We start from the raw sequence: 24,788 nt of genomic DNA on the forward strand, positions 1-24,788 counted from the left end.
CCATGGAAGCCATTGCTCTCCGGCCAGCTCCCGAATCCGCGCCAATGCGCCCGGTTCTCGTCCCGCCGCCACGACCGGCCCATCCCGCAGGGGGCCGCGCCCGCCGCTGGCTGCGCCTGCACAGGGGGAGTTCCGCGCCGCGCTGATCGGGCTCGTCTCGCTCGTTCTGTTCGTCGCGCTCTGGCAATATCTGACCGCGAACCGCGTGGCGCTCTATGTGCGCTTCCTCAACATCCCTACGCCGATGGATGTGCTCGGCCGCGCCGTCATCGCCCTGCGAAGCCCGGTCTTCGGCGATCACGTCCTTATCTCCTGCCGCCGGATCCTGTTCGGGTTCCTTCTGGCAGGAGGGATCGCGGTGCCCCTCGGGCTGCTGATGGGCCGCTATCGGCTGCTGCGTGAGATCGCCTTTCCGATCTGCGAGGTGCTGCGCCCTATCCCGGCCATCGCCTGGGTGCCGATGGCGATCATGCTCTGGCCGACGAACGAGGGCTCGATCGTCTTCATCACCTTCCTCGGCTCGTTCTTCCCGATCCTGATCAACACGTTGCAGGGCATGGCGCAGGTCGATCCGGTGCTGGTGCGTGCCGCCCGCTGCCTCGGCGCCAGCGAACCCGCCGTGTTCCGCGAGGTCTATCTGCCCGCCTCGCTGCCGCAGATCTTCACCGGGCTGACGGTGGGAATGGGCGTCGCCTGGGTCTCTCTGATCGCCGCCGAGATGATCTCGGGTCAGTTCGGCATCGGGTACTTCACGTGGGAGGCCTATTCCCTGGTCCAGTATCCGGACATCGCGCTGGGCATGATCACGATCGGCCTTCTCGGCCTCGGATCGAGTTTCGCGATCCGCCTCGCCGGACGCCTCGTCATGCCCTGGGCCGCCGCCCGCTGAGGCAGAGGCCACACCCCGACATCCATCGAGCGAGGAATCCGCCATGGCCGAACCTAGCCGGGGCTTGATCGAAGTCCGCGACTTCTGCCTGCGTTACGAGACGATGGAAGGATCCGTCGAGGCGGTCTCGAACGCCTCGCTCACGGTTCGGCCCGGGGAGTTCGTCTCGATCATCGGGCCCTCGGGCTGCGGGAAATCGACCCTGCTGAATGCGCTGGCCGGTTTCCTCACGCCGTCTTCGGGCCAAGTGACGGTCGATGGCGAGGCGATTGCGGGGCCGAGCGCCGAACGCGGCATGATCTTCCAGCAATATTCGCTTTTCCCGTGGAAGACCGTCCGCGAGAACGTCGAGTTCGGCCTGAAGATGAAGGGCATCCGCCGCAGCGAGCGCGAGCGGCAGGCCCGCACGCTTCTCGGGCTCGCCGGCCTCACGGCCTTCGAGAACCACTATCCTGACCGGTTGTCGGGCGGCATGAAGCAGCGGGTCGGCATCGTGCGGGCGCTGGCCACCGGGCCGCGCATTCTCCTGCTTGATGAGCCGTTCGGTGCGCTGGACGCGCAGACCCGGCTGATCATGCAGCAGATCCTCACCAACATGTGGCAGCGCCTGAAGATCTCGGTGCTGTTCGTGACTCACGATATCGACGAGGCGATCTTCCTATCCGACCGGGTCTACGTGATGACCGCGCGCCCCGGCAGCATCAAGGCGGAGATCGTGGTGCCCCTGCCGCGCCCGCGCCAGCCCGCCGTTACCCTCTCCTCGGAATTCCTCGGCCTGCGCCGGGGGCTCATGTCGCTGATCCGCGAGGAGAGCATCCGCGCCATGGGCGGCGAGGTCAGCGACGAGGCGATGAAGGGCCTCGCCATCGATCTCGAAGGTCAGGACCTCGCGACGGTGCTGTAGCGCCCTTCGTCTCCGGTCATTGCAAACACTATTGGACGATACGATGACCTATGTCGTCACCGAGAACTGCATCCGCTGTAAATACACGGATTGCGTCGAAGTCTGCCCGGTTGATTGCTTCTACGTCGGCGAGACCATGTTGGTCATCAACCCGGATGAATGCATCGATTGCGGGGTGTGCGAGCCAGAATGCCCGGCCGATGCCATCAAGGCCGAGACCGAGCCGGGCATGGCGGGCTGGAAAGCGTTCAACGCGAAATACGCCGCTCTTTGGCCGAACATCGCCGAGAAGACCGACCCGGCCGCGGACGCCGCCGCATGGGACGGGCGTGACGGCAAGCTCATCGAGGTTTTTGGCGCGGCCGACCCGGCGGCGGCCTGAGCGAGGGAGTTGCAGGGAATGAGCAAGTTTTACGAGGAACGGGTGCTGTCGGTGCACCACTGGACCGACAACCTGTTCTCGTTCCGCACCACGCGGGACCCGGCCTTCCGCTTCCGCAACGGCGAGTTCACGATGATCGGCCTGGAGGTCGATGGTCGCCCGTTGCTGCGCGCCTACTCGGTCGTCTCGGCCAATTACGAGGAGGAACTCGAGTTCTTCTCGATCAAGGTGCAGGACGGTCCGCTGACCAGCAAGCTCCAGCACCTCAAGGTCGGTGACCCGATCATCGTCGGCAAGAAGCCGACCGGCACCCTGGTGCTCGACAACCTGCTGCCCGGCAAGCACCTCTATCTGCTCGGCACCGGCACCGGCCTCGCGCCGTTCCTGTCGATCATCAAGGACCCCGAGACCTACGACCGGTTCGAGAAGGTCGTGCTGGTCCATGGTTGCCGCCAAGTGCAGGAACTCGCCTATGGCGAGACGATCACGCAGGATCTGCCGAGCCACGAGTTCCTGGGCGAGATGATCTCGAACCAGCTGATCTACTACCCGACCGTGACCCGCGAGCCGTTCCGCAACCGCGGGCGGATCACCGACCTGATGGTCTCGGGCAAGCTGTTCGAGGATATCGGCCTGCCGCCGATGTCGATCGAGAACGACCGCTTCATGCTGTGCGGCTCGCCGGACATGATCCGCGACACCCGCCAACTCCTGGCCGAGGGCGGCTACGAGGAGGGCAACCACGGCGAGGGCGGCCACTTCGTGATCGAAAAGGCCTTCGTCGAGAAGTAGGCACCTATCCCGTCAGGCTCGTGCACAGCAGGGTGGGCGAATGGACCGTCCGGAACCCCGCACGGACATAGAGCCCCTCGATCGCTCCTCCTGCGGGGCATTGCAGGAACACGTAGGCCGCACCGCGCGCTCGCGCCTCCCTCAGCGCCGCCTGAACGATGGCGAGGCCCAGACCGCGCCTTTGCCGGTCGATCCGGGTGCTGACATTGTACAACCCGGCCGCTTCCCCTCTCAGGTAGAGGCTGGCGCAGGCGGCGGGTCCGGTGGCGTCTCGAAGGGTGAGATGCAGGGGGACGAGGCCGGGCCGCACCCGTGCCCGCCGCAGGGCGGGCAGGTAGGTCCTTTGCAGGTGCATCCGCACGGCGGGGTCGGCGGTCATGCTGGCGAAGACCCGCTCGAAATCCGCCCCCGGAGACGGGGCGCTTCGCACGCTCACGGCCTCGTCCGCGCCGTTCGTCGCGGGCAGGGGCTTCGCGACCATCCAACTTGCCGGGAAGACGGAGGCGGGCGCGAACAGGCGCAGCAGATCCGCAACCTCGCCGTCATCCTGCGCCAGGAAGGCGGGGGCACGACCGCGCCCGAGGGCGGCCGCTCCTGCCCAGGCGAATTGCTCCGGAGTGCGGACTCCATAGGCGAAGTTCATCGTGGGGTCCGCGATGCCGCGCGACCAAGCATAGCCCGCCTCGCCGGGGCCGCGCTCCGCCCCGTCGATCAACGAGCCTGTTAGCGCCTCGATATGCGTCCTGCGCAGCGTGTCGTAGGTGGGGTCCCGTGGGCGCATCATGTCAGGCGACGTCCCAGGCGAGCTCGCGGCTCGTCAGGTCGGCGATCCGTTCGTGCAGATGCGGCGACAGGACGATGTCGAGGTGGTCGGTGTCCGGCACGGTCTCGACCGAGAGGAGACGATCGGTCAGTGGCCCCCAATCGATCACCGGGAGCGACCGGGTAAGAGACTCCTCGGCGACGAAACTGCGGATCGGGACCGAGCCCGGTTTCAGGCGCAGAGCCCTGAACTGCAGGGCGTGGTCGATCAGGGTCCAGAGGATCCGCTCTCGGCTTCCGACCTCCGGACCGTCAGTCGGAAGCGGCTGCGGCTCGGCCGCCAGGAAGCGCAGGAACTGCCCTTCGGCCTCGGGATCCATGCGGGTCCGCAGGGCTTCCCAATGCGAGCGCATCGGTGAGCGAGCGAGGAAATCCGCGAGCATGGCGTCGCACGTCGCCCGCTCCTGACGATCGATGGGGCGGCCGGCGCCGGGGGCGAAGTTGGCTTCGAGGCCGCAGGCGTCGAGCATGCCGACGCCGTCCAGTGGGAAGGCCGGCCCGAGGAGGCGGGCCGTTTCGTAGGCGAGCACGCCACCCCAGGACCAGCCCAGGAACAGGCAGCGTCCGGACCGGCCGCGCATCAGGCCGCGTACCCGCCTGGCATAGGCCGAAGCCAAGTCGGCCACCGGGGGCAGGGGCCGCACCTCCTCGATGAGGGAGGCGCATAGGAAGCCGTGCGCCTCCTGATCCGGCCCGAGCTTCTGCACCAGCGGTTCGTATTCACGGGTGCTGACGAGAAGGCCGGGAAACAGGACGAGAAGCGGTTTTCCACTGCCTGGCCGACCCGCCGAGAGACGTACCATCGGTGCGAGGCTGTCCTCGTCGGTCGATGCCCCGGCGTCGATCCGGGCAGCGAGTTCGGCGATGCTCGGATCGCGCAGGAGGTCGGCGACGCCGATCCCGCCTCGGGGCGCGATGAGGCGCAGGCGCCCGACCAGCCGCAGGGCCGAGAGGGAATCGCCGCCCAACGCGAAGAAGCGTCTGTCCGCATCCCGAATGGGGTAGCCCAGCACCTCGGACCAGATCCCGGCGAGTCGCCGCTCGGTGGCGGTGGTGGGCTCACGCCCCCCTTCGTCTCCGGCGGCGGGGTTGGGTAGGGCCTTGCGGTCGAGCTTCCCGTTGGCCGTCACCGGCAACCGGGCGAGGAGCGTGAGGCTCGCGGGCACCATCGGCTCGGGCAGCTGGCGGGCGAGGGCGGCCCGCAGGCGTCCGGCTTCCGCCCGGCGCCCCCTGGCAGGTACCACATAGCCCGCGAGGTAGGGTCCGGCGGGGCCTTCGCGTCGGAGCACCACGGCATCGGCCACGGCCGGGAGCTCGCGGAGGGCGGCCTCGACCTCGCCGATCTCGATCCGGTGGCCCCGGATCTTGACCTGATCGTCCGCTCGCCCGGCAAAGGCGAGGCTCCCGTCGGCCCGCCGCTGCACCCGGTCACCCGTGCGATACATCCGGCCGTCGCGCAGCCAGGGGTTCGGCAGGAAGCGTTCTGCCGTCAGCGCGGGGCGCTGCCAGTAGCCCCGTGCGAGGCCCCCGCCGATGTACAATTCACCGGTCTCGCCCTCGGACACGGGTTCGAGGTCCGGCCCGAGCACGTAGACTTCTCGCGCGCCCACCGGGCCGCCGATGGGCGCATAGGCCTCCGTGAAGGTCTCGCCCGGCTTTACCTTCCAGATCAGGGGCGAGATCACGCACTCGGTCGGCCCATAGCCGTTGATCAGCAGCTGGGGCTTCAGGGCGCGGCCGAGCCGGGTGAAGGTCTCGCGGGCCATGGCTTCGCCGCCGAAGGAATAGACCTTCACCGGCGGCGCCTCGCCCAGGCGCTCCGCCCAATCCGCCACTTGGCCAATGAAGCTCGTTGGGAAGCCCGCATGGGTCACCCGGTGGCGGCGGATCTGAGCCAGGGTCTCGGCGGCGGTCCAGAGGTCGGGCCCGCGCAGCACGATGCAGCCGCCCGCGATGAGGGGCGTCATCCAGCGCTCGTGCGCCCCATCGAAGGCGAAGGACAGGACGTGCAGTTCGCGCGAGGTCTCGTCCATCTCGTAGGCATCGGCCGTGGTGCGGCAATGCATGGCGAGAGGGCCGTGCTCGACCAGAACAGCCTTCGGCCGCCCGGACGAGCCCGACGTGTAGATGAGATAGGCCGGGTCCTCCGGCGAGGGCATCCGGGCCGGGGCAGAAGCCGGATCGGCCTGGGCGAGGGCGGCGGGATCGAGCCGTTCGATCTCCGAAGGGAGCGCCAGACGCTCGGCGATTCCGGACGACGTGATGCAATGGGCGATGCCCGCATCCTCCAGCATCATCCGCACCCGTGCTGCTGGATAAGCGGGATCGACGGGCAGGAAGGCCGCCCCCGCCCGAAGCACACCGAGCAGCACGCCGATGAGTTGCGGAGACCGCTCCAGAGCCACCGCGACGAGGCGTCCCTGGCCGATGCCCCGCGCAGCCAGACTGGATGAGATCGCCGCAGCCGCCGCATCGAGTTCGCCCCGGCTCAGGGTCTCGTGGCCGAACAGGATCGCCGGGCGTTCGGGCGACAGGGCGGCGAGGCGAGCGAGGCGTTCCGGCACACTCTCGCGATCCGCATCCGGTGCGATCGCTCGTGCGCGGCCGATGGGCGGAGCATTCGCCGGGTCGGTGATCCATTCGCGAGCCTCCGCGATCCCGCAGGGGCCATGCACGGATCTCCATCCCTCGGGGAGGGGACGCGTCGCGGGCCAGAGCGACCCGTGCCCAGCCTCGCTGAAGGCGACCAGCAGGGCGCCCGAGGTCCAGTCCGCACCGGGTTGTTCGTCCATCCGTCAACTCCCGCGCAATCCGAGGCTTCGACAGGTCTGACGAACGACCCTTCGCGCCGTTCACGGCGGGCTCGCGCAAAAATTCCGCTGAACCGTGCCCAGGCCCATCCGTCAGGGGGATGCCGACGACATGCGGGAGGGCGAATGACCGGTTTGACGACATCGGAAGCAGACGAGGTGACGGTCGCTGGCAGCCGCGAAGCGCCGATCCTGCGCGTGAGCGGCGATCTTACCCCGGGAGAGGCGGTTCGCGCGATCCTGACGCGCGCCGAGGTGCTGACCGCCAGCGATACCCGCGCATACCGCATCACCATCGAGGCCGAGCCGTCCGTTCGCGATCGGCTCATCGCAATGGGCGCGGCGCGGCGGCGCGGCGATGGGGCCGAGATCCTGCCCGGCCTGCTTTGGCAATGCGCCGGACGCTGGCTCCCGGCCACCCGGCCGCCCTTTCCGGAACTGTTCACCGCGACCGGTGGGCGGCGCCACCCGCTACGGCCCGAGACACCGGCGGGGACCGTCTATGCCCGCGCCATTCCCTGGCTCGGCCGGACCCTGAGCTTCCGCACCATGACCGAGCCGGGCGATGTCGCCTTGTTCTCCGCTTGGATGAACGATCCCCGCGTCGATGCGGTCTGGCAAGAGAGCGGCCCCCTTTCGGCGCATGAGGGCTACATCGCCAAGCTTCAGGCCGACCCCGCGTCCCTGCCCTTGTTCGGCTGTCTCGACGGCAAGCCGTTCGGCTATTTCGAGCTGTACTGGGCGCGAGAAAGCCGCCTGGGGCCGCTCTACGAATCCGGTCCCTACGATCGCGGTTGGCATGTCGCCATCGGCGATCCGGATGTGCGGGGGCGCGCGTCCCTGTCGGCGTGGCTGCCCTCGCTCATGCACTACATGTTCCTCGACGAGCCGCGCACGCAACGCATCGTCGGTGAGCCACGGGCGGATCACGCCCAGCAGATCCGCAACCTGCATGCCTCCGGCTTCGGCACGCTGGCCACCATCGATTTCCCGCACAAGCGCGCGGCGCTCGTCTCGCTGACGCGGGAGCACTTCTTCCAGGACAGGCTCTGGGTGCCCGGCGCGGCTGCCGCCGATGCGACGGCGCGACCTCCGGTCGTGCCGGTCGATGAGCGTCCTTCTGCCGATAGAGGCGAACCATGACCGATCATCCCACCACCGACGACATCATCGGCATCGGCTTCGGTCCGGCCAACCTGTCGCTCGCCATCGCCCTGCGCGATGCGATGGCGGGCAGCTCCCTGCGACCCTCCTTCCGCTTCATCGAGCGGCAGGACCAATTCAGTTGGCACCGGGCCATGATGCTGCCCGGCGCGGATATGCAGATCAGCTTCGTGAAGGACCTCGTCTCGCTACGCGACCCGACGAGCCCGTTCAGCTTCCTGAATTACCTGCATGTGAAAGGGCGGCTGACCACCTTCCTCAACCTCAAGACGTTCAACCCGTCGCGTGTCGAATACAACGATTACCTGTCCTGGGCGGCGGACCACTTCGCGGATGCCGTCGCCTATGGCGAGGCGGTCGAAATCGTCCGCCCGGAAACCCGGGACGGGCGCCTCGCCGCCTTCGTGGTGGAGGCGAAGGACGGTTCGGGCACCCGCCGCTCGCGTCGCTGCCGCCACCTCGTCGTTGCGGCGGGGGGCGATCCGGCGGTTCCGGAGCCCTTCGCCGCGCATCTGCGCGACCGGCGGGTGATCCATTCGTCGTGGTATCTGCCTGGCATCGCGCAGGCGCTCGGGGCGCCACGCCTCGACGGGCCGGAGCCGCGCATCCTTGTGGTGGGCGGCGGTCAGAGCGCTGTGGAGATCGTCACCGACCTCGGCCAGCGTTACCCCCGCGCGCGGATCGACCTTGCAATCCGCGCGCCTGCCCTGAAGCCTGCCGACGACAGCCCGTTCGTCAACGAGATCTTCGATCCGGCCTCGGTGGACCGCATCCACAATGCGTCGCCGGAGCTTCGCGCGGACCTCATCGCCGCCCATCGGTCCACGAACTATGCGGTGGTCGATGCGGATCTGATCCAAGCCTTCTACGCCACCCTCTACGAGCAGGAGGTGAGCGGCCATGCACGCTACAGGCTCTTGCGGAACACGCAGACCACGGCGTTGGAGGAGAGCGGGGAGGGGCTGTGCGCGACCCTGCGCGATACCGTCGCCGGGACGGAGGAGCGGCAGGCTTACGCGGCCATCGTCTGCGCAACGGGCTACCAGCGGGCGGCTCTCCCCGCGATCCTCGAACCGCTCCGCCCGTTCCTCGCCAGCGACACCGCCGACCGCCATTACCGTCTGCCGTTGCACCCCTCCGAACCCCGCGTGAGCCTGCACCTGCAAGGCTTCAGCGAGCCGACCCATGGGCTGACCGAGACGCTGCTTTCGATCCTGCCAGTGCGTGCGGGCGCCATCACCCAGACGATCCTCGGGGAGGAGCAGGCGGCCCGATCCGCCATCCGTCCCGCCGCGATCCGCCAGTAGAGCCGAGTGATGACTCGTCCGCGCAGCCGCCCCATCGACCTCGCGGAGGATGGGATTGTCCGCCTGATCCTGAGACTGTCCGGTCCCGCGATCCTCGGCATCTCGGCCCATGCCCTGCAGATGCTCGTCAATGCGTGGTTCGTCGCCGATCTCGGCGCGACCGCGATCGCCACCATCGCCATCGCCTATCCGGTGACGCTGCTCGTCGCGGCACTCGGATACGGCGCCGGGGTCGCCGCGGCCTCTCAGGTGGCGCGGGCTCTGGGTGCGGGCGATGGTAACCGCGCGGGGGCCGCCGCCGCCCTCGGCTTCTGGCTCGCCCTGCCGATGGGGGGCGTCGTCACCGTCGCGATCCTTGCCGACACGCCCGCATGGCTCCGGCTCCTCGGCGCCGACGAGACCCTCGCCACCGCCGCCGCGCCCTACACCGCGCTCTCCACCGTCGGGACGGCACTGATGCTGGTGATGATCGTCGGCGGCTTCGTGGTTCGCGCGCAGGGCCATGCGCGGCTCAGCGGTGCGATCATGATCGGGGGCTTCGGCCTCAACATCCTGCTCGATTGGGTGTTGATCCGTCTCTGCGGCCTCGGCACATCAGGTGCCGGATGGGCGGCAGTCGGGTCGCAGCTCCTGGGCGTCTTGGCCTACGTCGCATGGTTCGCCAAAGGACGCGGAGCCTTGCGGCTACGCTCTCCCTGGCAGGGCACGCCCGGCCTGCTGGGCGAGGCTTTGCGGCTCGCCGTGCCCGTGACGGGATCGAGCCTGCTCGCCGCCTTCGCCATGGCCCTGTTCGTAGAAGCTGCGGCCCCCTACGGCGAGGCCGCCGTGGCGGCCCAGGGCATCGCCCTGCGGCTCACGCTCGTGGCGGCCCTGCCGCTTCTGGGGCTGGTGGCCGGTGCGCAAGCCGTTCTGGGCCACGCCGCAGGGTCCGGACGCAGCGACCGGCTGGCCCACGCCCTCCGCTTCACCGTCGCGGCGTCGCTCGCTTACGGCCTCGTCGTCGGGGGCCTGATGATCCTGCTGGCGCGGCCCCTCGTCTCCCTGTTCGCGCAGGAACCGGAGACGGCGCGAGAGGGCGCTCGCGCGGTCGCGTTCTTTGCGGTCGCCTTCATGCCGGTCGGGCTACAACTCGCCGCGGCGACCCTGTTCCAGGCGATCGGCGCGCCGCGCCGGGCCGCCGCCGTATCCCTGGCGGCGCAGGGGCTGGCGTTGATCCCGCCGCTGCTGATCTTTCCGACCCTGTTCGGTTACGACGGCGTACTCATGAGTCGCATCGTGGCCGAGTTCTGCGCGGATGGCCTGGGCCTTCTGTTGATGCTCGCATGGGCGGCGGAGGCCTGCCGGACAATCGGCGCAGCGCCGGTCGAGGGCCGCGAGGCAGTGCAGGTGCCCCCTTCGCACGAGCCCGCACACCAGGGCGCGTGAGACTCCGAGCTTCCGGGCGATCTCGATCTGCGGCACGCCCTCCACCCGGTGGAGACGAAACGCCGTCTGGGTCGGCTCCGGCAGTTCGGCGACGGCGGCCTCGACCCTCAAGAGGGATTCCCGCGAGGCCGCCGCCGTCTCCGGCGTGCCCCCTGCCGCATCGACCGGATCCGGCGCGACGTCGAGCGTGGAGAACAGCCGCCGCTCGAAGCTGCGCCGCCTCGCGCGGTCGAGGGCAAGGTTGCGGACCATGCGCCCGACATAGGCGGCCTCCATCCCGGCCTCGGCCTGTGGCGGATCTGCGATGATCCGCAGCATGACGTCCTGCACCACATCCTCGGCGAGGGCCGGGCAATCGAGGATGCGACGCGCCTTGTGCAGGTAGGCCGAGCGGTACCGCTCGAGCGTGGCCACGTACTTCGCGGCGGCTGCCGGACTAGGCTCGCCCGCTTCATGGTGAGGAGACGGTAGCACGGCGAGACCCATGTCGTATTCTGACTGTCTCGCAGCTAACACGCCCCCGAATTTGCGAACAACCGCTATGTTTCCAAATTAAAACGATTAAAAACAGCGTCCTATAGTAGTTGATCTGTGTAATATTATCCTAATCTGTAGAAGGCAGCCGACGCTTCTCTTCGTTGCGGAGTGGTGGCGCAACACGCTGACGGCGGAGCCGCCGTTACGGTCGGATCGACGCCCATAACCTGGGATAAGCGCCCCTTGTGAGAGACGCCGGGAGATATTTTGCAGTGCAGTGATGAGTTCAGCGGCGGCGCGGCAGGGGTTATCCCCGGACTACCTGACAGATCGAAGACATTATGCAGGATGGTGCAAGTGACCGCTTGCTTTCCCCCCAACGCTGCTTTGTACTGCTGTCTACGGAGCTGCCGACAGAGCGGCCCTGATCGGGAGGAAGCATGGCCTCGGTGGGAATCCGCGAGGTTCGCAAGGCTTTCGGATCGACGAATGTCCTTCACGGCGTGTCGGTGGACATCCGTGACGGGGAGTTCGTGATCCTCGTCGGCCCGTCGGGCTGCGGAAAGTCGACCCTTTTGCGGATGATCGCCGGGCTGGAAAACATCTCCGGCGGAGAGATCCGCATCAGCGACCGCGTCGTCAACGATGTGCCGCCCAAGGAGCGGGACATCGCCATGGTGTTCCAGAACTACGCGCTCTATCCGCATCTCACGGTGCGGGAGAACATGGCCTTCTCCATGCGGATCCGGAAGGCGCCCGCCGCCGAGATCGACCAGCGCGTGGCCAAGGCGGCGCAGATCCTGGGCCTCGCCCCGCTCCTCGACCGCTACCCGCGCCAATTATCCGGCGGCCAGAGGCAGCGCGTGGCCATGGGCCGGGCGATCGTCCGCGATCCGCAGGTCTTCCTGTTCGATGAGCCGCTCTCGAACCTCGATGCCAAGCTGCGCGTGGCCATGCGCACCGAGATCAAGGAGCCTGCACCAGCGTCTGAAAACCACGACGATCTACGTCACCCACGACCAGATCGAGGCCATGACCATGGCCGATCGCATCGTGGTGATGCATGACGGGATCGTCGAGCAGATCGGGGCGCCCCTCGAACTCTACGACCGCCCCGACAACCTGTTCGTCGCCGGCTTCATCGGCTCTCCCGCCATGAATTTCGTGCCCGGCAAGGTCCGCTCGAACGGGAGCCTCGTCTTCGTGAGCGACGGCGGCCTGACCGTCCCCCTGACGAGCGCGCCCGCTTCCGCCGAGGGGCGTCCCCTCATCCTCGGCATCCGCCCCGAGCATTTCGACCTCGCCCCGAACGGCATCGCCGCCGAGGTCGTGGTGGTGGAACCGACCGGCTCCGAGACCATGCTCGCGGTGCGTGCCGGGGGGCAGGACCTCACCGCCGTCCTGCGTGACCGCGTTCGCGAGCGACCGGGTGAGACGGTCACCCTTCGTCCGAATTGCGTGCATTTCTTCGACGCCGAGACCGGCCGACGCCTGTCGAATTGACCTGCCGAACCGACCTACAAACCAGGCATCGGGGCACGCCATGCCCCGCGAACGACCATTACTCGAGGGAGACGCCCAGGATGACCGTTCTCGACCGCCGTTCCCTCCTCGCCGGCGCCGCCGCCGCGACGGGCCTCGCCGCTGGAGGCGATCTCCTCGGCTTCGCCAGGGCCTGGGCGCAGAGTGCCGAATGGAAGCCGGAAGCGGGCGCCAGCCTGTCGCTGCTGCGCTGGAAGCGCTTCGTCCCCGCCGAAGACGAGGCCTTCATGAGGCTAGTCGATGCCTTCACCAAGGCGACCGGCGTGAAGGTGACGGTGACGAACGAGTCCTTCGACGACATCCAGCCCAAGGCGTCGGTTGCCGCCAATACGGGGCAGGGGCCGGACATGGTCTGGGGCCTATTCTCCTTCCCCGCCCTATTCCCGGACAAGTGCTTGCCGCTGGAGGATGTCGCGGAGTCGCTCGCCAAGAAATATGGACCGTGGTTCCCGTCTGCGGAGGCCTACGGCAAGGTCAAGGGCAAGTGGATCGCTATCCCAGTGGCGTTCAACGGCGGTTATCCGAACTATCGCATCTCGGCGATGAAAAAGGCGGGCTTCGACAAGTTCCCTACCGACACGGCGGGTTTCCTCGAACTCTGCCGCGGCCTGAAGAAGAACAACACGCCCGCCGGTTTTGCGCTCGGCCATGCCACGGGTGACGGCAACACATGGTGCCACTGGGCGCTCTGGTCCCACGGCGCCAACCTCGTGGATGCCAACGAGAAGATCGTGATCAACTCGCCCGAGACGGCGAAGGCTCTGGAATACGTGAAGTCTCTCTACGAGACCTTCGTGCCGGGCACGGTTTCGTGGAACGATTCTTCGAACAACAAGGCGTTCCTGGCGGGCGACCTCTACCTCACGAATAACGGCATCTCGATCTATGCCGCCGCCAAGAAGGACAACCCGAAACTCGCCGAGGACATGGATCACGCTGTCTGGCCGGTCGGCCCCGCAGGCAAGCCGACCGAGTTCCAGCTCGCCTTCCCGATCCTCGCCTTCAAGTATTCGAAGGCCCCGAACGCCTGCAAGGCATTCATCAGCTTCATGATGGAGGCGGCCAATTACGGGCCGTGGCTGGAAGCCGCCCAGGGTTACCTGTGCGAGCCGCTCTCGAATTACCCGAAGAATCCGATCTGGACGAGCGACCCGAAGAACGCGGTGTTCGCGGAGGCCGGGCGGCGCTCGCTGGCGGCGGGCGGGCTTGCCCCGGTGAGCGAGCGCATCGCGGCCGTGCTGGCGGATTTCGTCGTCGTCGACATGTTCGCGAGCCATTGCACGGGTCGCGAGGACGTCAAGGGCGCCATCCGCAACGCCGAGCGCGCCGCCACCCGCATCTTCCGGAACACCTGACGGAACTGGGCGGAGGCGAGACCATGGCGAACACGGCCCTAACCCAGCCCGCTGCGATCGCGGTGCCCACCCGCTCCGGGTGGCAGCGCCTGCGCGCGAGTCGGGGCTGGGCCGGTTTCTGGTTCATGCTGCCGACCGCCCTGATCCTCGGGCTGTTCCTGGCCTATCCGTTGCTGAAGGGAATCTGGCTGTCCTTCACCAATGCGCGGATCGGGCGCGAGGGCGTGTTCATCGGCCTCGAGAACTACGAATGGCTGCTGGAAGACGACGTGTTCTGGCTTTCGGTGTTCAACACCTGCCTCTACACGGCCGTGGCGTCCGCGGTGAAGTTCGGCGTCGGGCTCTACCTCGCCCTGCTGCTCAACAAGAACATGCCGTTCAAGTCGATCATCCGGTCGATCGTGCTGATCCCCTTCGTGGTGCCGACGGTGCTGTCGGCCATCGCCTTCTGGTGGATCTTCGACAGTCAGTTCTCGATCATCTCGTGGTCGCTGCGCCATCTCGGGATCATCGACGGCAACATCGATTTCCTCGGCGATCCGACGATGGCCCGCGCCTGCGTGATCTTCGCCAACATCTGGCGCGGCGTGCCCTTCATCGCCATCACCCTGCTCGCCGGGCTTCAGACCGTCTCGCCCTCGCTCTATGAGGCCGCGACGCTCGACGGCGCCTCGAACTGGCAGATCTTCTCGCGGATCACCCTGCCGTTGCTTACCCCGATCATCGCCGTGGTGATGACCTTCTCGGTGCTGTTCACCTTCACCGATTTCCAGTTGATCTGGGCCATGACCCGCGGCGGGCCGGTGAACGCCACGCATCTGATGGCCACCTTGTCCTATCAGCGCGGCATCCTCTCGGGGACGCTCGGCGAAGGCGCGGCCATCGCCACCGCCATGGTGCCGTTCCTGCTCGCCGCCATCGGCATCTCGTGGTTCGGCCTGCAGCGCCGGGCTTGGCAGTCCGGGGGAGACGACCGATGAGCGCGCCCGCACCCCCGCCCACGCCGATCCGCACATCGCCTCCGTGATCGAGGCGCGACCCGCCGGGATCACCGACAATTCCGAGGGCATGGCCTATCTGGAGCGGCTACCCCGGCGGCTCGTGACCACCTACCTGCCGCTCTTGATCATCCTCGCGGTGCTGCTCTTTCCGTTCTACTGGATGGCGCTCACCGCCATCAAACCGGATGAGCAATTGATCGACATGGAACGGTACAACCCGTTCTGGGTCGTGGAGCCGACCTTCAAGCACATTCACAAGCTGCTATTCGAGACGCAGTATCCGCGCTGGCTCTGGAACACGATGTACGTGTCCGTGGCGGCGACGGTGTTGTCGCTCTTCGCGAGCGTGCTTGCGGCCTATGCCTGCGTGCGGATCCGCTACCGGGGGGCGGGCTGGGTCGGCGCGGCGATCTTCCTCGCCTATCTCGTGCCGCCCTCGATCCTGTTCATTCCGCTCGCCACGATCATCCAGGCCTATGGCCTGTTCGACTCGCCGATCGCCCTGATCCTGGCCTATCCGACGATCCTGATCCCGTTCTCCACCTGGCTGCTGATGGGCTACTTCAAGACCATCCCGTACGAGCTGGAGGAATGCGCGCTGATGGACGGCGCGAGCCGATGGCAGATCCTGACGAAGATCATCCTGCCGCTCGCCTTCCCAGGCCTGATTTCGGCGGGGATCTTCTCGCTGACGCTGTGCTGGAACGAGTTCATCTACGCGCTGACCTTCCTGTCCTCGACGCAGAACAAGACGGTCCCGATTGCGGTCGTCAGCGAGTTTGTGGATGGCGACGTCTATAAATGGGGATCACTGATGGCGGGCGCGCTGCTCGGCTCGCTGCCGCTCGTGATCCTCTACTCGTTCTTCGTGGAATATTACGTCTCGGCTCTGACCGGCGCCGTCAAGGAATAGCCCGGTCAGCGGGGGAGGAGCCGATGCCCGTCCCAGATTGAGCCGCGGGAGACGCGATCAGGCGAATTGCGGGGTCCCGCCGGTCGCGGTGCTCTCGTCCGAAGCGCCAGGGGTGAGCTTGTCGGCGACATGGACGACCAACAGGCACTGAACGGCAGCGAGGAGGACGAAAGCGGAAATAGCGGTAGCGATCATCGGTGCCTCGGTGATTATGTTGCGGTGCGACATCCCCGACATAGACCGCGATATGCGGTATACCAACTGCAGAATGCCAAAATCCCCATGCGCTGTGTGCATGGGCGACTGCGTCTGCTGAAGAGGTGTGCCGGGCGCTCTGCTCTTGGCATGGTCATTTTGGCCACGCGCCATCGTCCCGTAGCCGCATTTGGCGCACCGGGCAGCGTCCATCGCTCACAAATCGAGGCATTTGTTGCAGGTGCACAAGGGATTTTTGAGCGACTGCAATATTGCGAGCAACCGGGTTGCGCTTCTAACCACCCCGGCGATGGTGGCCACGCATTCTGCCGAGTGATCAGTCGAGGTGGTTGCCGTAAGCCTCGACATGAGCCGCGAGACCGAGCCCGTGTTCGCGCACGAGGCGTTCGGCCAAATCGGCGTCGCGGGCTTCGAGAGCCTCGATGATCTTCACGTGCTCGTCGATGGAGGTCGAAGCGCGGTCGCCCTGTCGCAGGGCGGTGTTGCGGATGCCCCGGACATGCATCAGCAGATTGCTGCACAGGCTCTGGATCACCTCGCTCTGTCCGAGGGACAGGATCTTCTGGTGGAAGCGGATATTGGCTTCCGAGTACTCGTCGAGATGCTCCTGCGGCTTGCCCTCGAAGAATTCGGGAAACATCCGTCGGATGCAGGCGAGGTCGTCATCCGAGGCTTGGCTGCAGGCCAGCCGCGCCGCCATGCTCTCCAGGGCCGTCCAGGCCTGGATCATGCCGACGATCTCCTTGCGGGTCTTCTTGACCACGAAGATGCCACGCCGGGGCTCGTTGCGCACGAAGCCTTCCTGCTCCAGCACCGTCAGCGCTTCGCGGATCGGCGTGCGGCTGACACCGAGCGATTGCGACAGGCTGCGCTCGTCCAACCGGATGTCACCGGACTGGCCGTAGATATCCATATTGGTGATGGCGGTTTTTAGCGCCTCATAGGCCAGCGTGCGGAGGCTCGTCGCCGGGACGATCGGGGTGATCGCGAGATTCTGCATTCTGTTCTACGACAATTCTGCGCGGGCCCGGTGCGGCGCCGGCACGGAAGACATCCCGCGCGGTCCAGGAGGATGGCGGCTCACGCCGGGAAACACAAGGCGCAGGCCTCCGTCTTACGGGGACGATGTAGAGTTGCCGAACCCTCCCGGCGATCACATCTTCGTCCGGCATGGAAATGGGGGCGACGGAATGGGTTTGCTCGATGGGTTGCTGGGGCATGGCAGTGCCGTCGATGCCGGGTCGCTACAGCAGCGCCTCGACGGCATCCTGATTCAGGGCGAGACGGCCCGGCTCGCTTTCAAGATCATCCGCGATGTCTTCGTCTTCACCGAGCGCCGGGTGATCCTCATCGACGTTCAAGGCGTTACGGGCAGCAAGGTCGAATTCATGTCGGTGCCCTATCGGGCGATCACACGCTTCTCCATCGAGACGGCGGGAACGTTCGATCTCGATGCCGAGCTCAAGATCTGGGTCTCCGGCGCGGATCAGCCGATCGAGCGCACCCTGAAGAAGGGCGCCGACGTGCGCGGCATCCAGCGCGCCCTGGCCGAAGGGGTCCTCCGCTAGGCGACCCGCGCGGCGTCGCGCCACAGCCAGAGGGCGGAGAGGAGCAGCGACAGGGTCGCGAGGGCGCTCGTCCAGACCATCGCCTCCGTGCCAGAGCCGAGGGCGCGCACCAGGAGTGGCCCGGCGATCTGCCCAGCGGCGAAGGAAGCCGTCATTCGGGCGAGGAGCGGTGTCGGGTTATCCGGTTGCGCCTCTCGCGCCAGTTGCAGGCCTGCCATGGTCGCCACCATGAACGTACCGCCCACGAGCACCGCGGAAGCGGCGATCGCCGGAAGGGTTCGCAGGTAGATCGGCAGGGCGGTGCCGAGCGCCATCACTGCCTGCGCCACGGCCCAGATGCGCTGCCGCGATCCATGAGGGAGCCAGCGGGCGATAGCCGCCACCGACAGGGCGGCGGCAAGCCCGAAGAGGGGCCAAGTGAGGCCGAAGACTAATGGATCGGGGGCGAGATCGCGCGCCATGGCCGGCAGGAACGTCGCGGGCACGATGTAGCCGAAGCCGAACGTGCCGTAGCAGAGGACGAGGGCGAGGGGGCTGCTTCGGCGCGCGGCGCCTGCGGCGGTGACCGCTTTCCCCGGCGCATCCGCCGTGGCCGTGGTCTGCCCCCGTGAGAGGGACCAGACCAGCAGGGCCCCGAGCCCCGCGATCAACCCGAGTTCGAGCCACAGCCAATCCGCCCTCTGGCGCCCCCCGAGCCATGTCAGCAGGCCTGCGAAGGCGATGCCCGCGCCGACCCCGGTATAGATCCAGGCTCCCGACGCCCCGGCCTTCCGGCGGCCGAGTTCCGCGAGGCACCAGCCGCTGGCGCAGACCAGCGCCCAGGCGCTGAACACGCCCGCCGCCGCACGTAGGCTAGCACCCAGGCCCGGGATCGCCACTCGGCCGATAGCGACCATCGCGACCGTCGTCACCGCGACGCCGACCAGGCTGAGGAGCAGTCCCCGGCGAGGATGCCCCGAGAAGCGTGAAGCGGTAAGCGCGCCGATCAGGTAGCCGACGTAATTCGCCGCCGCCCATTCCGCGCCGGAGGCCGCGTCGAGGGTGCCGTCCCTTACCATCAGCGGCATGAGCGGGGTGAAGGCGAAACGCCCGATCCCCATGGCGATGGCCAGGGCGACGAGTCCGCTACCGACCACCGGATGGGCTGAGCGATCCGGTGTGGCGCGGGTGAGACTCAGGGCGTTCATCGGCCCAGGATTGAGCATTCCTATCGCGGGCGCGGAAGCGATCTCGGCGTCACAGGCCTATCGATCCTCGCCTTTCCTCACCGCCGCGGAGCCGGGGCGCCTCTCTCGCACCGGCTCGGACGTGCGTGCTTAAGCCGCCCGCGCGAGGCCGAGGGCGAGCTCCATGCCTTCGCGGGAGCCCAGAACCGCCGATCGTTCTGCCCGCGACAGGCTGGCCCAGGCCGTTTCGAAGTCGTCCGCATCCGCGAGCTTGGCGCAGCCGACGACGAGGTTCGCGTCGATGGCGCCTTGGCCGCGCTGGCGCGGCGGAGGCAGGGAATCGAGATGATGTCGCCGCAAGGCGGGGTCGCGAATGAGGCGCCGCATGGCGTCCTCCTCCTTGGCCTCGCCGAGTTGCCGATAGAGGGCGAGCGCTCTCTGCAGCGAGGGCGGCGGGGCCGCTTCTTCCGGTGTGCGCAGCAGGCCGACCCGGCGCAGGGCCCGGCCCGCGCTGCGGCTCGATGTCAGCAACACCAGCGGCACGGCGAGGCCGAGACCGACCAGCACGGGCGTCATCCAGAGGAAGAGCGGTGTCGAAACCGCGTAGGCCGCTCCCGCGAGGATCAGCCCGAACACGGTATACTGCCAGTAGCCGGCGATCACCGCGCCCACGGGAACACGGCCATCGTCCCGCTTCTGTGCGTTCCAACCTGAATCTCGGCCGAGCAGGACGCCGACCACCGCCGAGGATTGGATCAGCATGGCGATCGGTGCGATCAGACCGCCGATCAGCGTCTCCACCAGCACCCCACCGAAGGCGCGGATGCCCCCGCCGCAGGCCCGCCGAAGCCGACCGTCGAACAGCAGGGCGACATAGGCCATGATCTTCGGCGCCAGCAGCACCGTCATGGTGGCGGTGAAGAGCTGCTCGGCGAGTACGGGATCGACCTTCGGCCAGTTCGGGAACAGCGAAGGCCCATCGCCGAAATAGTCCGGGCGGACGAAGCGCGCCTGCAACGAGATCAACACGCCGAACAGCAGGAAGATCAGCCACAGGGGCGAGGTGACGTAGCTGCCGATGCCCATCATCAGATGCAGGCGGCTCACCCAGTGCAGGCCGCGCGTCGGCAGCACGGCGGCGTGCTGGATGTTGCCCTGGCACCAGCGTCGGTCACGAACGGCGACATCGGTCAGCGACGGCGGGCCTTCCTCGAAGCTGCCGGGCAGGTCGGCGACCATATGCACGGCCCAGCCGCCCCGGCGGATCAGGGCGGCTTCCACGAAATCGTGGCTGAGAACGTGCCCGCCGAAGGGCGCGCGGCCCGGCAGGATCGGCAGGCCCGCCTGCTCGGCGAAGGCGCGCGTGCGGATGATGGCGTTGTGGCCCCAGTAATTGCCCTCGGTGCCGTGCCAGCGGGCGATGCCGTGGGCGATGAGCGGCCCGTAGATACGCCCGGCGAATTGCTGCATCCGCGCAAACAGCGTGGTGCCGTTCACGATCACCGGCAGGGTCTGGATCAGGCCCGTACCGGGCTCCCGCTCCATCATCGCGGCCATCCGCACGATGGTGCCACCCTCCATCACGCTGTCCGCGTCGAGGATGAGCATGAAGGGATAGGCGCCGCCGAAGCGCCGGACCCAATCGGCGATGTTACCCGCTTTGCGCTCGGTATTCTTGGCGCGGCGCCGATAAAAGATCCGGGCCGCACCGCCCGTCCGCTCGCGGAGGGCGAGGAACGACGCTTCCTCCGCAATCCAGACGTCGGGATCGGTCGTGTCGCTTAGGATGAAGAAGTCGAAGTGGTCGAGCCGACCGGTCGCCTCGAGGGATTCGTAGATGGACTGCAACCCCGCCGCGATCCGCGCCGGGTGCTCGTTGTAGCAGGGCATCAGGAGCGCTGTACGCATCGACAGGGCCGGGAGGGCCTCGTCATCCCCTCGCCGCCGCCGGGCGAGCATATCAATGAGGCCGCCGAGTGCGCTCGTGAAGGCCAACGCGATCCAGGCGAACAGCACCACGTAGAGCACGAGCACTGCCCAGCCGAGGAAGCTCTGCCCCGCGCCATTCAGCACCAGATACATCTGGCGGCCACCAATAGCGGTCATCACCACCGCCCCGCCGATGACAAGGGCGCGGCGCAGGGCGAGCCCCCGCGTCGGGGGGATCAAGCCGGTCTCCCGCCGGGGCTCGCCCTTCAGGGACTGGACCGGCATCTCCAGTGGCGACGGCGGCGGAAGGGCGGGATGTTGAGCCTCGGCCGGGGCGGCCTCCAGCGCCTGCATCAGGACGCGGTCCAACGATAGAGCCACGTCTCCGAGACCGGGCCGGATTCACCGAGCAGGACGCAGCGCAACTCCGCGAGCTTGTCCCCGCCATGCTCCAGATGGAAGCTGACGCGCCATCCCCCGGTCTCCGGGTTCGGCAGGGCCAGCACGTTCAAGATCTTGCCCTTGCTGGTGGTGATCTCGGGCTTGAACGTAGCGTCGGCGGATTTGCCCTTCACCGCTTCGCCCACGAGGTCGATGACGAAGATGCGAGAGTTCTCGGCGGTACCCGCGCCGATGAAGGTCTTGGTCACCCGCGCGAGCTGCGTCGGCCAAGGCGTGTCCCACGCCCAATGCATCCGGTAGGTGAAGGTGTACTCGCCGTGTGCGGTCAGCTTGTCCTTCGGCCGCCAGAAGGAGACGATGTTGTCGTTGGTCTCGTTGGCGGTCGGGATCTCCACGAGGTCGATGGCGCCCTGGCCCCAATCGCCGATCGGCTCGATCCAGAGGCTTGGCCGCTTGTCGTAGCGTGCCTCGAGATCTTGGTAATCCGCGAAGATGCGGTCGCGCTGCATCAGGCCGAAACCGCGCGGGTTGGCCTGTCCGAACACGCTGAACTGAAGATCGACCGGGTTGCAGAGGGGGCGCCAGATCTGCTCGCCCTGGCCGGTCCACATCAGCAGCGCTTCGGAATCGTAGACGGCCGGGCGCCACTCGTCGAACCGGCGGGAATCCTTCGGCGAGAGCTGATACATGCTGGTGAGAGGCGCGATGCCGACTTCGGTGATGTCGACCCGTGGGTAGAGCACGCTCTCCACGTCGAACACCGTGGCCGAGCCCGGACGGACCGTGAAGCGGTACGCGCCGGTCACGCTTTCGCTGTCGAGCAGGGCGTAGATGACGAGGGCGGGTGAGTCCGGTTTTGGCTTCTCCAGCCAGAACGAGCGGAAGCGGGCGAATTCCTCGCCCTTCGGGTTGCCCGTGCCGATGGCGAGGCCACGCGCCGAGAGGCCATATTGCTGGCCCTTGGTGATCGCGCGAAAATAGCTGGCGCCAAGGAAGGCACAGAGTTCGTCGCTGTCGCCGCCGCCCTGCGATGGCACGTGGATGCGGAAGCCCGCGAAGCCGAGCGGCTCCGTCACGCGGAAGTTGGGCTCGTCATAGGTGAAGAGGTCGGCGCTGTAGGGCACCGCCGTCGCCTTGCCGTCGACGACCTCGAAGATGTCTACGGCGGGACGGAACAGGAAGCCGCGCGGGAAGAACTGCACCTCGAAGGGCAACTTCTGGTCGCGCCAGAGGGCGCGCTCCTTGCGGAAGCGGATGCCCCGATACTGGTCGTAGGTCAGGGATTTGATCGCGCCGGGCAGATCGGTCGACGGCGCCTTGAAGGGTTGCTTCGCCAGCGCTTGCGCGAGGCGGCGGACGGTCGATCCCTCGAACGGTCCCGGTCCCGGAATGGCGGCCTGCTTGTCGTTGCCCTCGGCAAGGGCGGCCTTCGGCAGAAGGACCGTCTCCAACAGGCCGGACAGGGCCACGCCGGAGCCGCCCAGGAGGACGTTACGTCGATGCACGGAATCACTACTCCTGCGGATCACGGAGCAACAGATATGGCCAAGGTGGCCGTTTGGTTCCGTGAAGAAGTGTGCACCGCACTACAACGGCCGCCGGAGCTTCGTCCAGCGGCCGGGAACGCCGTTTCAGGCGGCCTTCGAACGGGGCGAAGGCTGCTCCGCCGGCCGGCCGAGGCCGAGCGACTTGGCGAGGTTCGAGCGCTTCTCGCTGTAGGCGGGGGCAACCATCGGGTAGTCCGCGCCGAGGCCGAACTTCTCGCGGTAGCTCGCCGGGTTGAACCCATGCGCCGCGAGGTGGCGCTTCAGCGTCTTGTACCGGCGCCCGTCGATGAAGCTGATGATCGCATCCTGCTGCACGGACTTGCGGACCTGAGCGGCACTCGGCTTCTCGACCGCCTCTTCCTCATGGGCGGGAGCGCCGCTGGCGAGCGTACCAAGAGCCTGATGGATGGTGATGATCAGCGCGGGCAGATCGGCCGCAGCGACGTGATTGTTGGAGACGTAGGCGGCGACGATGTCGCTGGCTGCTACGATGAAGTCGAGGCGTTGGCCCTCGGTTTCCTGAGACATTCGCATTTTTCCATGGTTGCACCCTCAGGTGTCAAATGAGCTTCATTTATCGAATAAGCAAGTGCCAAAACCATTATTGACGTGGATTACAGATCAGCGTCGAGGGAATGGCTTCGGCAAAAGTGGCAATTTTGGCTGTGCTTTGGAGCACATGTCACGCTTCTAGCAGGCTTGGTTGCGGAAGAGCGTATGCCACCGGATTGAGCGGCGGATATTGTCTGACGAGCGGTGGATCGCGCCGGTGATTGGTTAAAATGGATTTACTGGCCGGGTGCGACAATTCGATAGATGAATCGCCGGCTAACATAGGTGTTTCCAGACGACGTGGGCGCGGAGTGCAAGCAGAGGAGTGAATGCGTCGAGTGAACGTTCGCCTGGGCCTCAGGTTGGACTGAGGAGCCGCCGAGAACCTCTGCCGTTCTTCGGGTGGCCTGTCCGTCGATGGAGCGTGCCGTGGCCCAGCAAATCCCGATCGATCGAGATGCCCGTGCCGACCGGCCTTCTGGGCAGGGCCGCCTCTATGATGTGACGTCCGACTTGGCCTATCTGCGCCTCGCCATCGTCAACGTGGTGTTCTGGGGTGCCCCTGGGGCGGGCGACCGGGAATGGGTGCTGATCGACGCGGGGCTCATGGGCTCCCGCGCCGCGATCAAGGCCGCGGCGGCCGCGCGCTTCGGGCCAAAGAGCAGACCGGCGGCCATCGTGCTCACCCACGGCCATTTCGATCATGTCGGCGCTCTGGAAGAACTTGCCCAGGAATGGGACGCACCGGTCTGGGCACATACCCTGGAACGCCCCTATCTCGACGGTTCCGCTTCCTATCCGCCCGCTGCCCCCCACGTCGGCGGCGGGGCGCTCGCTCGTCTCTCGACGCTGTTCCCGCGTAACCCGGTCGATGTCGCTAATCGGTTGCATCTCTTACCCGAGGACGGCTCGGTGCCGCCCATGCCGGGCTGGCGCTGGATCCACGTCCCAGGGCATTCGGTCGGGCAGGTCGCCTTCTGGCGCGAGGCCGATCGCAGCCTCATCGCGGGCGATGCCTTCGTCACCACCGCGCAGGAATCGGTCTACGCCGTGACGTTGCAGGTGCCGGAGATCCACGGGCCGCCGATGTATTTCACGGTGGATTGGGGAGCGGCAAGGCGATCGGTCGAGCAACTGGCCGCCCTCGAGCCGCAACGCGCGATCACCGGCCACGGACGGCCGCTGCAGGGCCCTGCACTGCGCTCCGGCCTTTACAGGCTTGCCGCGCAGTTCGACTCCGTCGCCGTGCCGCGCCGGTCGCCGTATCGCCGAGCCCCAGTGCGGGCCGGGGACCGAAGTGCCTATTCCCCGCCGGACCGCAGAACATCCTGGGACGAAGCCGATGACCGTCGCATGGCCCGGGGACTCGCATGGTTCGGCATCGGCCTCGGCGTCGTCGAGGTGCTGGCGCCACGGAAACTCGCGCGCGCCATCGGCCTCGAAGGTCACGAACGCGCACTCCAGGCTTTCGGATTGCGCGAGATCGCCTCGGGTGCGGCGATGCTCGCGGGATCGGAGCCGGAGCGTCGGCTGGGCCTGCGGGTCGGCGGCGATCTGCTCGACGCCGCCCTGCTCGCGCGGGGTTTGGGGCCCTCGAATCCGGAACGCCACCGCACCCTCATGGC

18 protein-coding genes and 4 pseudogenes are annotated in these 24,788 nt (G+C 67.2%); 13 read left to right on the top strand and 9 right to left on the bottom strand.

The window, feature by feature from the left end; genetic code table 11:
* Positions 1-2 precede the first annotated feature (2 nt).
* The 4 genes and pseudogenes from ACFQE0_RS11045 (at position 3) to ACFQE0_RS11060 (ending at position 2,967) form a co-directional block, all read left to right on the top strand.
* Positions 3-889 (top strand): annotated as a pseudogene (locus tag ACFQE0_RS11045) (ABC transporter permease).
* A gap of 43 nt (positions 890-932) precedes the next feature.
* Complete coding sequence (locus ACFQE0_RS11050) at positions 933-1,793, top strand: ABC transporter ATP-binding protein (protein WP_378969499.1); 861 nt, start codon at positions 933-935, stop codon at positions 1,791-1,793.
* Positions 1,794-1,836: 43 nt separating this feature from the next.
* Positions 1,837-2,175 (top strand): ferredoxin FdxA, encoded by a 339-nt coding sequence (gene fdxA / locus ACFQE0_RS11055; protein WP_378969501.1) that lies wholly within the window; start codon positions 1,837-1,839, stop codon positions 2,173-2,175.
* Between the two features lie 18 nt (positions 2,176-2,193).
* Positions 2,194-2,967 carry a ferredoxin--NADP reductase gene (locus ACFQE0_RS11060; protein WP_378969504.1) on the top strand — a complete coding sequence of 258 codons (774 nt, stop codon included), beginning with the start codon at positions 2,194-2,196 and terminating at the stop codon, positions 2,965-2,967.
* Between the two features lie 4 nt (positions 2,968-2,971).
* On the opposite strand, the gene ACFQE0_RS11065 is transcribed toward ACFQE0_RS11060, so the two are convergent.
* Both ACFQE0_RS11065 and ACFQE0_RS11070 read right to left on the bottom strand, forming a co-directional pair.
* Entirely contained in the window at positions 2,972-3,751 is a 780-nt protein-coding gene (locus ACFQE0_RS11065; RefSeq protein WP_378969507.1) for a GNAT family N-acetyltransferase, read from the bottom strand.
* A 1-nt stretch (position 3,752) separates the two neighbouring features.
* Positions 3,753-6,581, bottom strand: a complete 2,829-nt coding sequence (locus ACFQE0_RS11070; RefSeq protein ID WP_378969509.1) for an amino acid adenylation domain-containing protein — start codon at positions 6,579-6,581, stop codon at positions 3,753-3,755.
* A gap of 144 nt (positions 6,582-6,725) precedes the next feature.
* Between ACFQE0_RS11070 and ACFQE0_RS11075 the strand changes: the two genes are divergently transcribed.
* The 3 genes from ACFQE0_RS11075 to ACFQE0_RS11085 are packed head-to-tail and all read left to right on the top strand — an operon-like array spanning position 6,726 to position 10,495.
* Complete coding sequence (locus tag ACFQE0_RS11075) at positions 6,726-7,742, top strand: GNAT family N-acetyltransferase (RefSeq protein ID WP_378969511.1); 1,017 nt, start codon at positions 6,726-6,728, stop codon at positions 7,740-7,742.
* Positions 7,739-9,070 carry a lysine N(6)-hydroxylase/L-ornithine N(5)-oxygenase family protein gene (locus ACFQE0_RS11080; RefSeq protein WP_378969513.1) on the top strand — a complete coding sequence of 444 codons (1,332 nt, stop codon included), beginning with the start codon at positions 7,739-7,741 and terminating at the stop codon, positions 9,068-9,070. Before ACFQE0_RS11075 ends, ACFQE0_RS11080 begins: the two co-directional genes overlap by 4 nt.
* 9 nt (positions 9,071-9,079) lie before the next feature.
* Positions 9,080-10,495, top strand: a complete 1,416-nt coding sequence (locus ACFQE0_RS11085) for an MATE family efflux transporter (RefSeq protein ID WP_378969515.1) — start codon at positions 9,080-9,082, stop codon at positions 10,493-10,495.
* Between the two features lie 24 nt (positions 10,496-10,519).
* Here ACFQE0_RS11085 and ACFQE0_RS11090 read toward each other — a convergent pair.
* Positions 10,520-10,981, bottom strand: a pseudogene (locus ACFQE0_RS11090) (sigma factor); the annotation flags it as partial.
* A 431-nt stretch (positions 10,982-11,412) separates the two neighbouring features.
* Here ACFQE0_RS11090 and ACFQE0_RS11095 point away from each other — a divergent pair.
* The 4 genes and pseudogenes from ACFQE0_RS11095 (at position 11,413) to ACFQE0_RS11110 (ending at position 15,783) form a co-directional block, all read left to right on the top strand.
* A pseudogene (locus ACFQE0_RS11095) lies at positions 11,413-12,475 on the top strand (ABC transporter ATP-binding protein).
* Between the two features lie 80 nt (positions 12,476-12,555).
* Positions 12,556-13,869, top strand: a complete 1,314-nt coding sequence (locus ACFQE0_RS11100) for an ABC transporter substrate-binding protein (RefSeq protein ID WP_378969518.1) — start codon at positions 12,556-12,558, stop codon at positions 13,867-13,869.
* Between the two features lie 23 nt (positions 13,870-13,892).
* Positions 13,893-14,849, top strand: a complete 957-nt coding sequence (locus tag ACFQE0_RS11105; protein WP_378969520.1) for a carbohydrate ABC transporter permease — start codon at positions 13,893-13,895, stop codon at positions 14,847-14,849.
* A gap of 88 nt (positions 14,850-14,937) precedes the next feature.
* Positions 14,938-15,783 (top strand): carbohydrate ABC transporter permease, encoded by an 846-nt coding sequence (locus ACFQE0_RS11110; RefSeq protein ID WP_378975424.1) that lies wholly within the window; start codon positions 14,938-14,940, stop codon positions 15,781-15,783.
* Positions 15,784-15,840: 57 nt separating this feature from the next.
* Here the strand turns inward: ACFQE0_RS11110 and ACFQE0_RS11115 are convergent, their stop codons facing one another.
* Together ACFQE0_RS11115 and ACFQE0_RS11120 are read right to left on the bottom strand one after the other, a co-directional pair.
* Positions 15,841-15,978 carry a hypothetical protein gene (locus ACFQE0_RS11115; protein ID WP_378969523.1) on the bottom strand — a complete coding sequence of 46 codons (138 nt, stop codon included), beginning with the start codon at positions 15,976-15,978 and terminating at the stop codon, positions 15,841-15,843.
* A 337-nt stretch (positions 15,979-16,315) separates the two neighbouring features.
* A complete protein-coding gene (locus tag ACFQE0_RS11120) occupies positions 16,316-16,999 on the bottom strand; it encodes a GntR family transcriptional regulator (protein WP_378969525.1) in 684 nt (227 codons plus the stop codon).
* Between the two features lie 190 nt (positions 17,000-17,189).
* Here ACFQE0_RS11120 and ACFQE0_RS11125 point away from each other — a divergent pair, with 190 nt between their 5' ends.
* Positions 17,190-17,567, top strand: a complete 378-nt coding sequence (locus ACFQE0_RS11125) for a PH domain-containing protein (protein ID WP_378969527.1) — start codon at positions 17,190-17,192, stop codon at positions 17,565-17,567.
* Here the strand turns inward: ACFQE0_RS11125 and ACFQE0_RS11130 are convergent.
* The 4 genes from ACFQE0_RS11130 to ACFQE0_RS11145 form a co-directional block, all read right to left on the bottom strand.
* Positions 17,564-18,754, bottom strand: a complete 1,191-nt coding sequence (locus ACFQE0_RS11130) for a YbfB/YjiJ family MFS transporter (protein WP_378969529.1) — start codon at positions 18,752-18,754, stop codon at positions 17,564-17,566. The genes ACFQE0_RS11125 and ACFQE0_RS11130 overlap by 4 nt on opposite strands.
* Positions 18,755-18,883: 129 nt before the next feature.
* On the bottom strand, positions 18,884-21,031 hold the full coding sequence (gene mdoH / locus ACFQE0_RS11135) for a glucans biosynthesis glucosyltransferase MdoH (RefSeq protein WP_378969532.1): 2,148 nt from the start codon (positions 21,029-21,031) through the stop codon (positions 18,884-18,886).
* Complete coding sequence (locus tag ACFQE0_RS11140; protein ID WP_378969534.1) at positions 21,016-22,569, bottom strand: OpgD/OpgG family glucan biosynthesis protein; 1,554 nt, start codon at positions 22,567-22,569, stop codon at positions 21,016-21,018. Before ACFQE0_RS11140 ends, mdoH begins: the two co-directional genes overlap by 16 nt.
* Before the next feature lie 126 nt (positions 22,570-22,695).
* Positions 22,696-23,139: a Ros/MucR family transcriptional regulator gene (locus ACFQE0_RS11145; RefSeq protein WP_378969537.1), complete on the bottom strand. Its 444-nt coding sequence runs from the start codon at positions 23,137-23,139 to the stop codon at positions 22,696-22,698.
* 453 nt (positions 23,140-23,592) lie between these two features.
* Between ACFQE0_RS11145 and ACFQE0_RS11150 the strand changes: the two are divergent.
* Positions 23,593-24,477: pseudogene (locus ACFQE0_RS11150) on the top strand (MBL fold metallo-hydrolase); the annotation flags it as partial.
* Positions 24,478-24,788 lie beyond the last annotated feature (311 nt).

Origin of the sequence: Methylobacterium komagatae (genome assembly GCF_042661665.1) — a bacterium.
GTDB lineage: Bacteria > Pseudomonadota > Alphaproteobacteria > Rhizobiales > Beijerinckiaceae > Methylobacterium > Methylobacterium komagatae.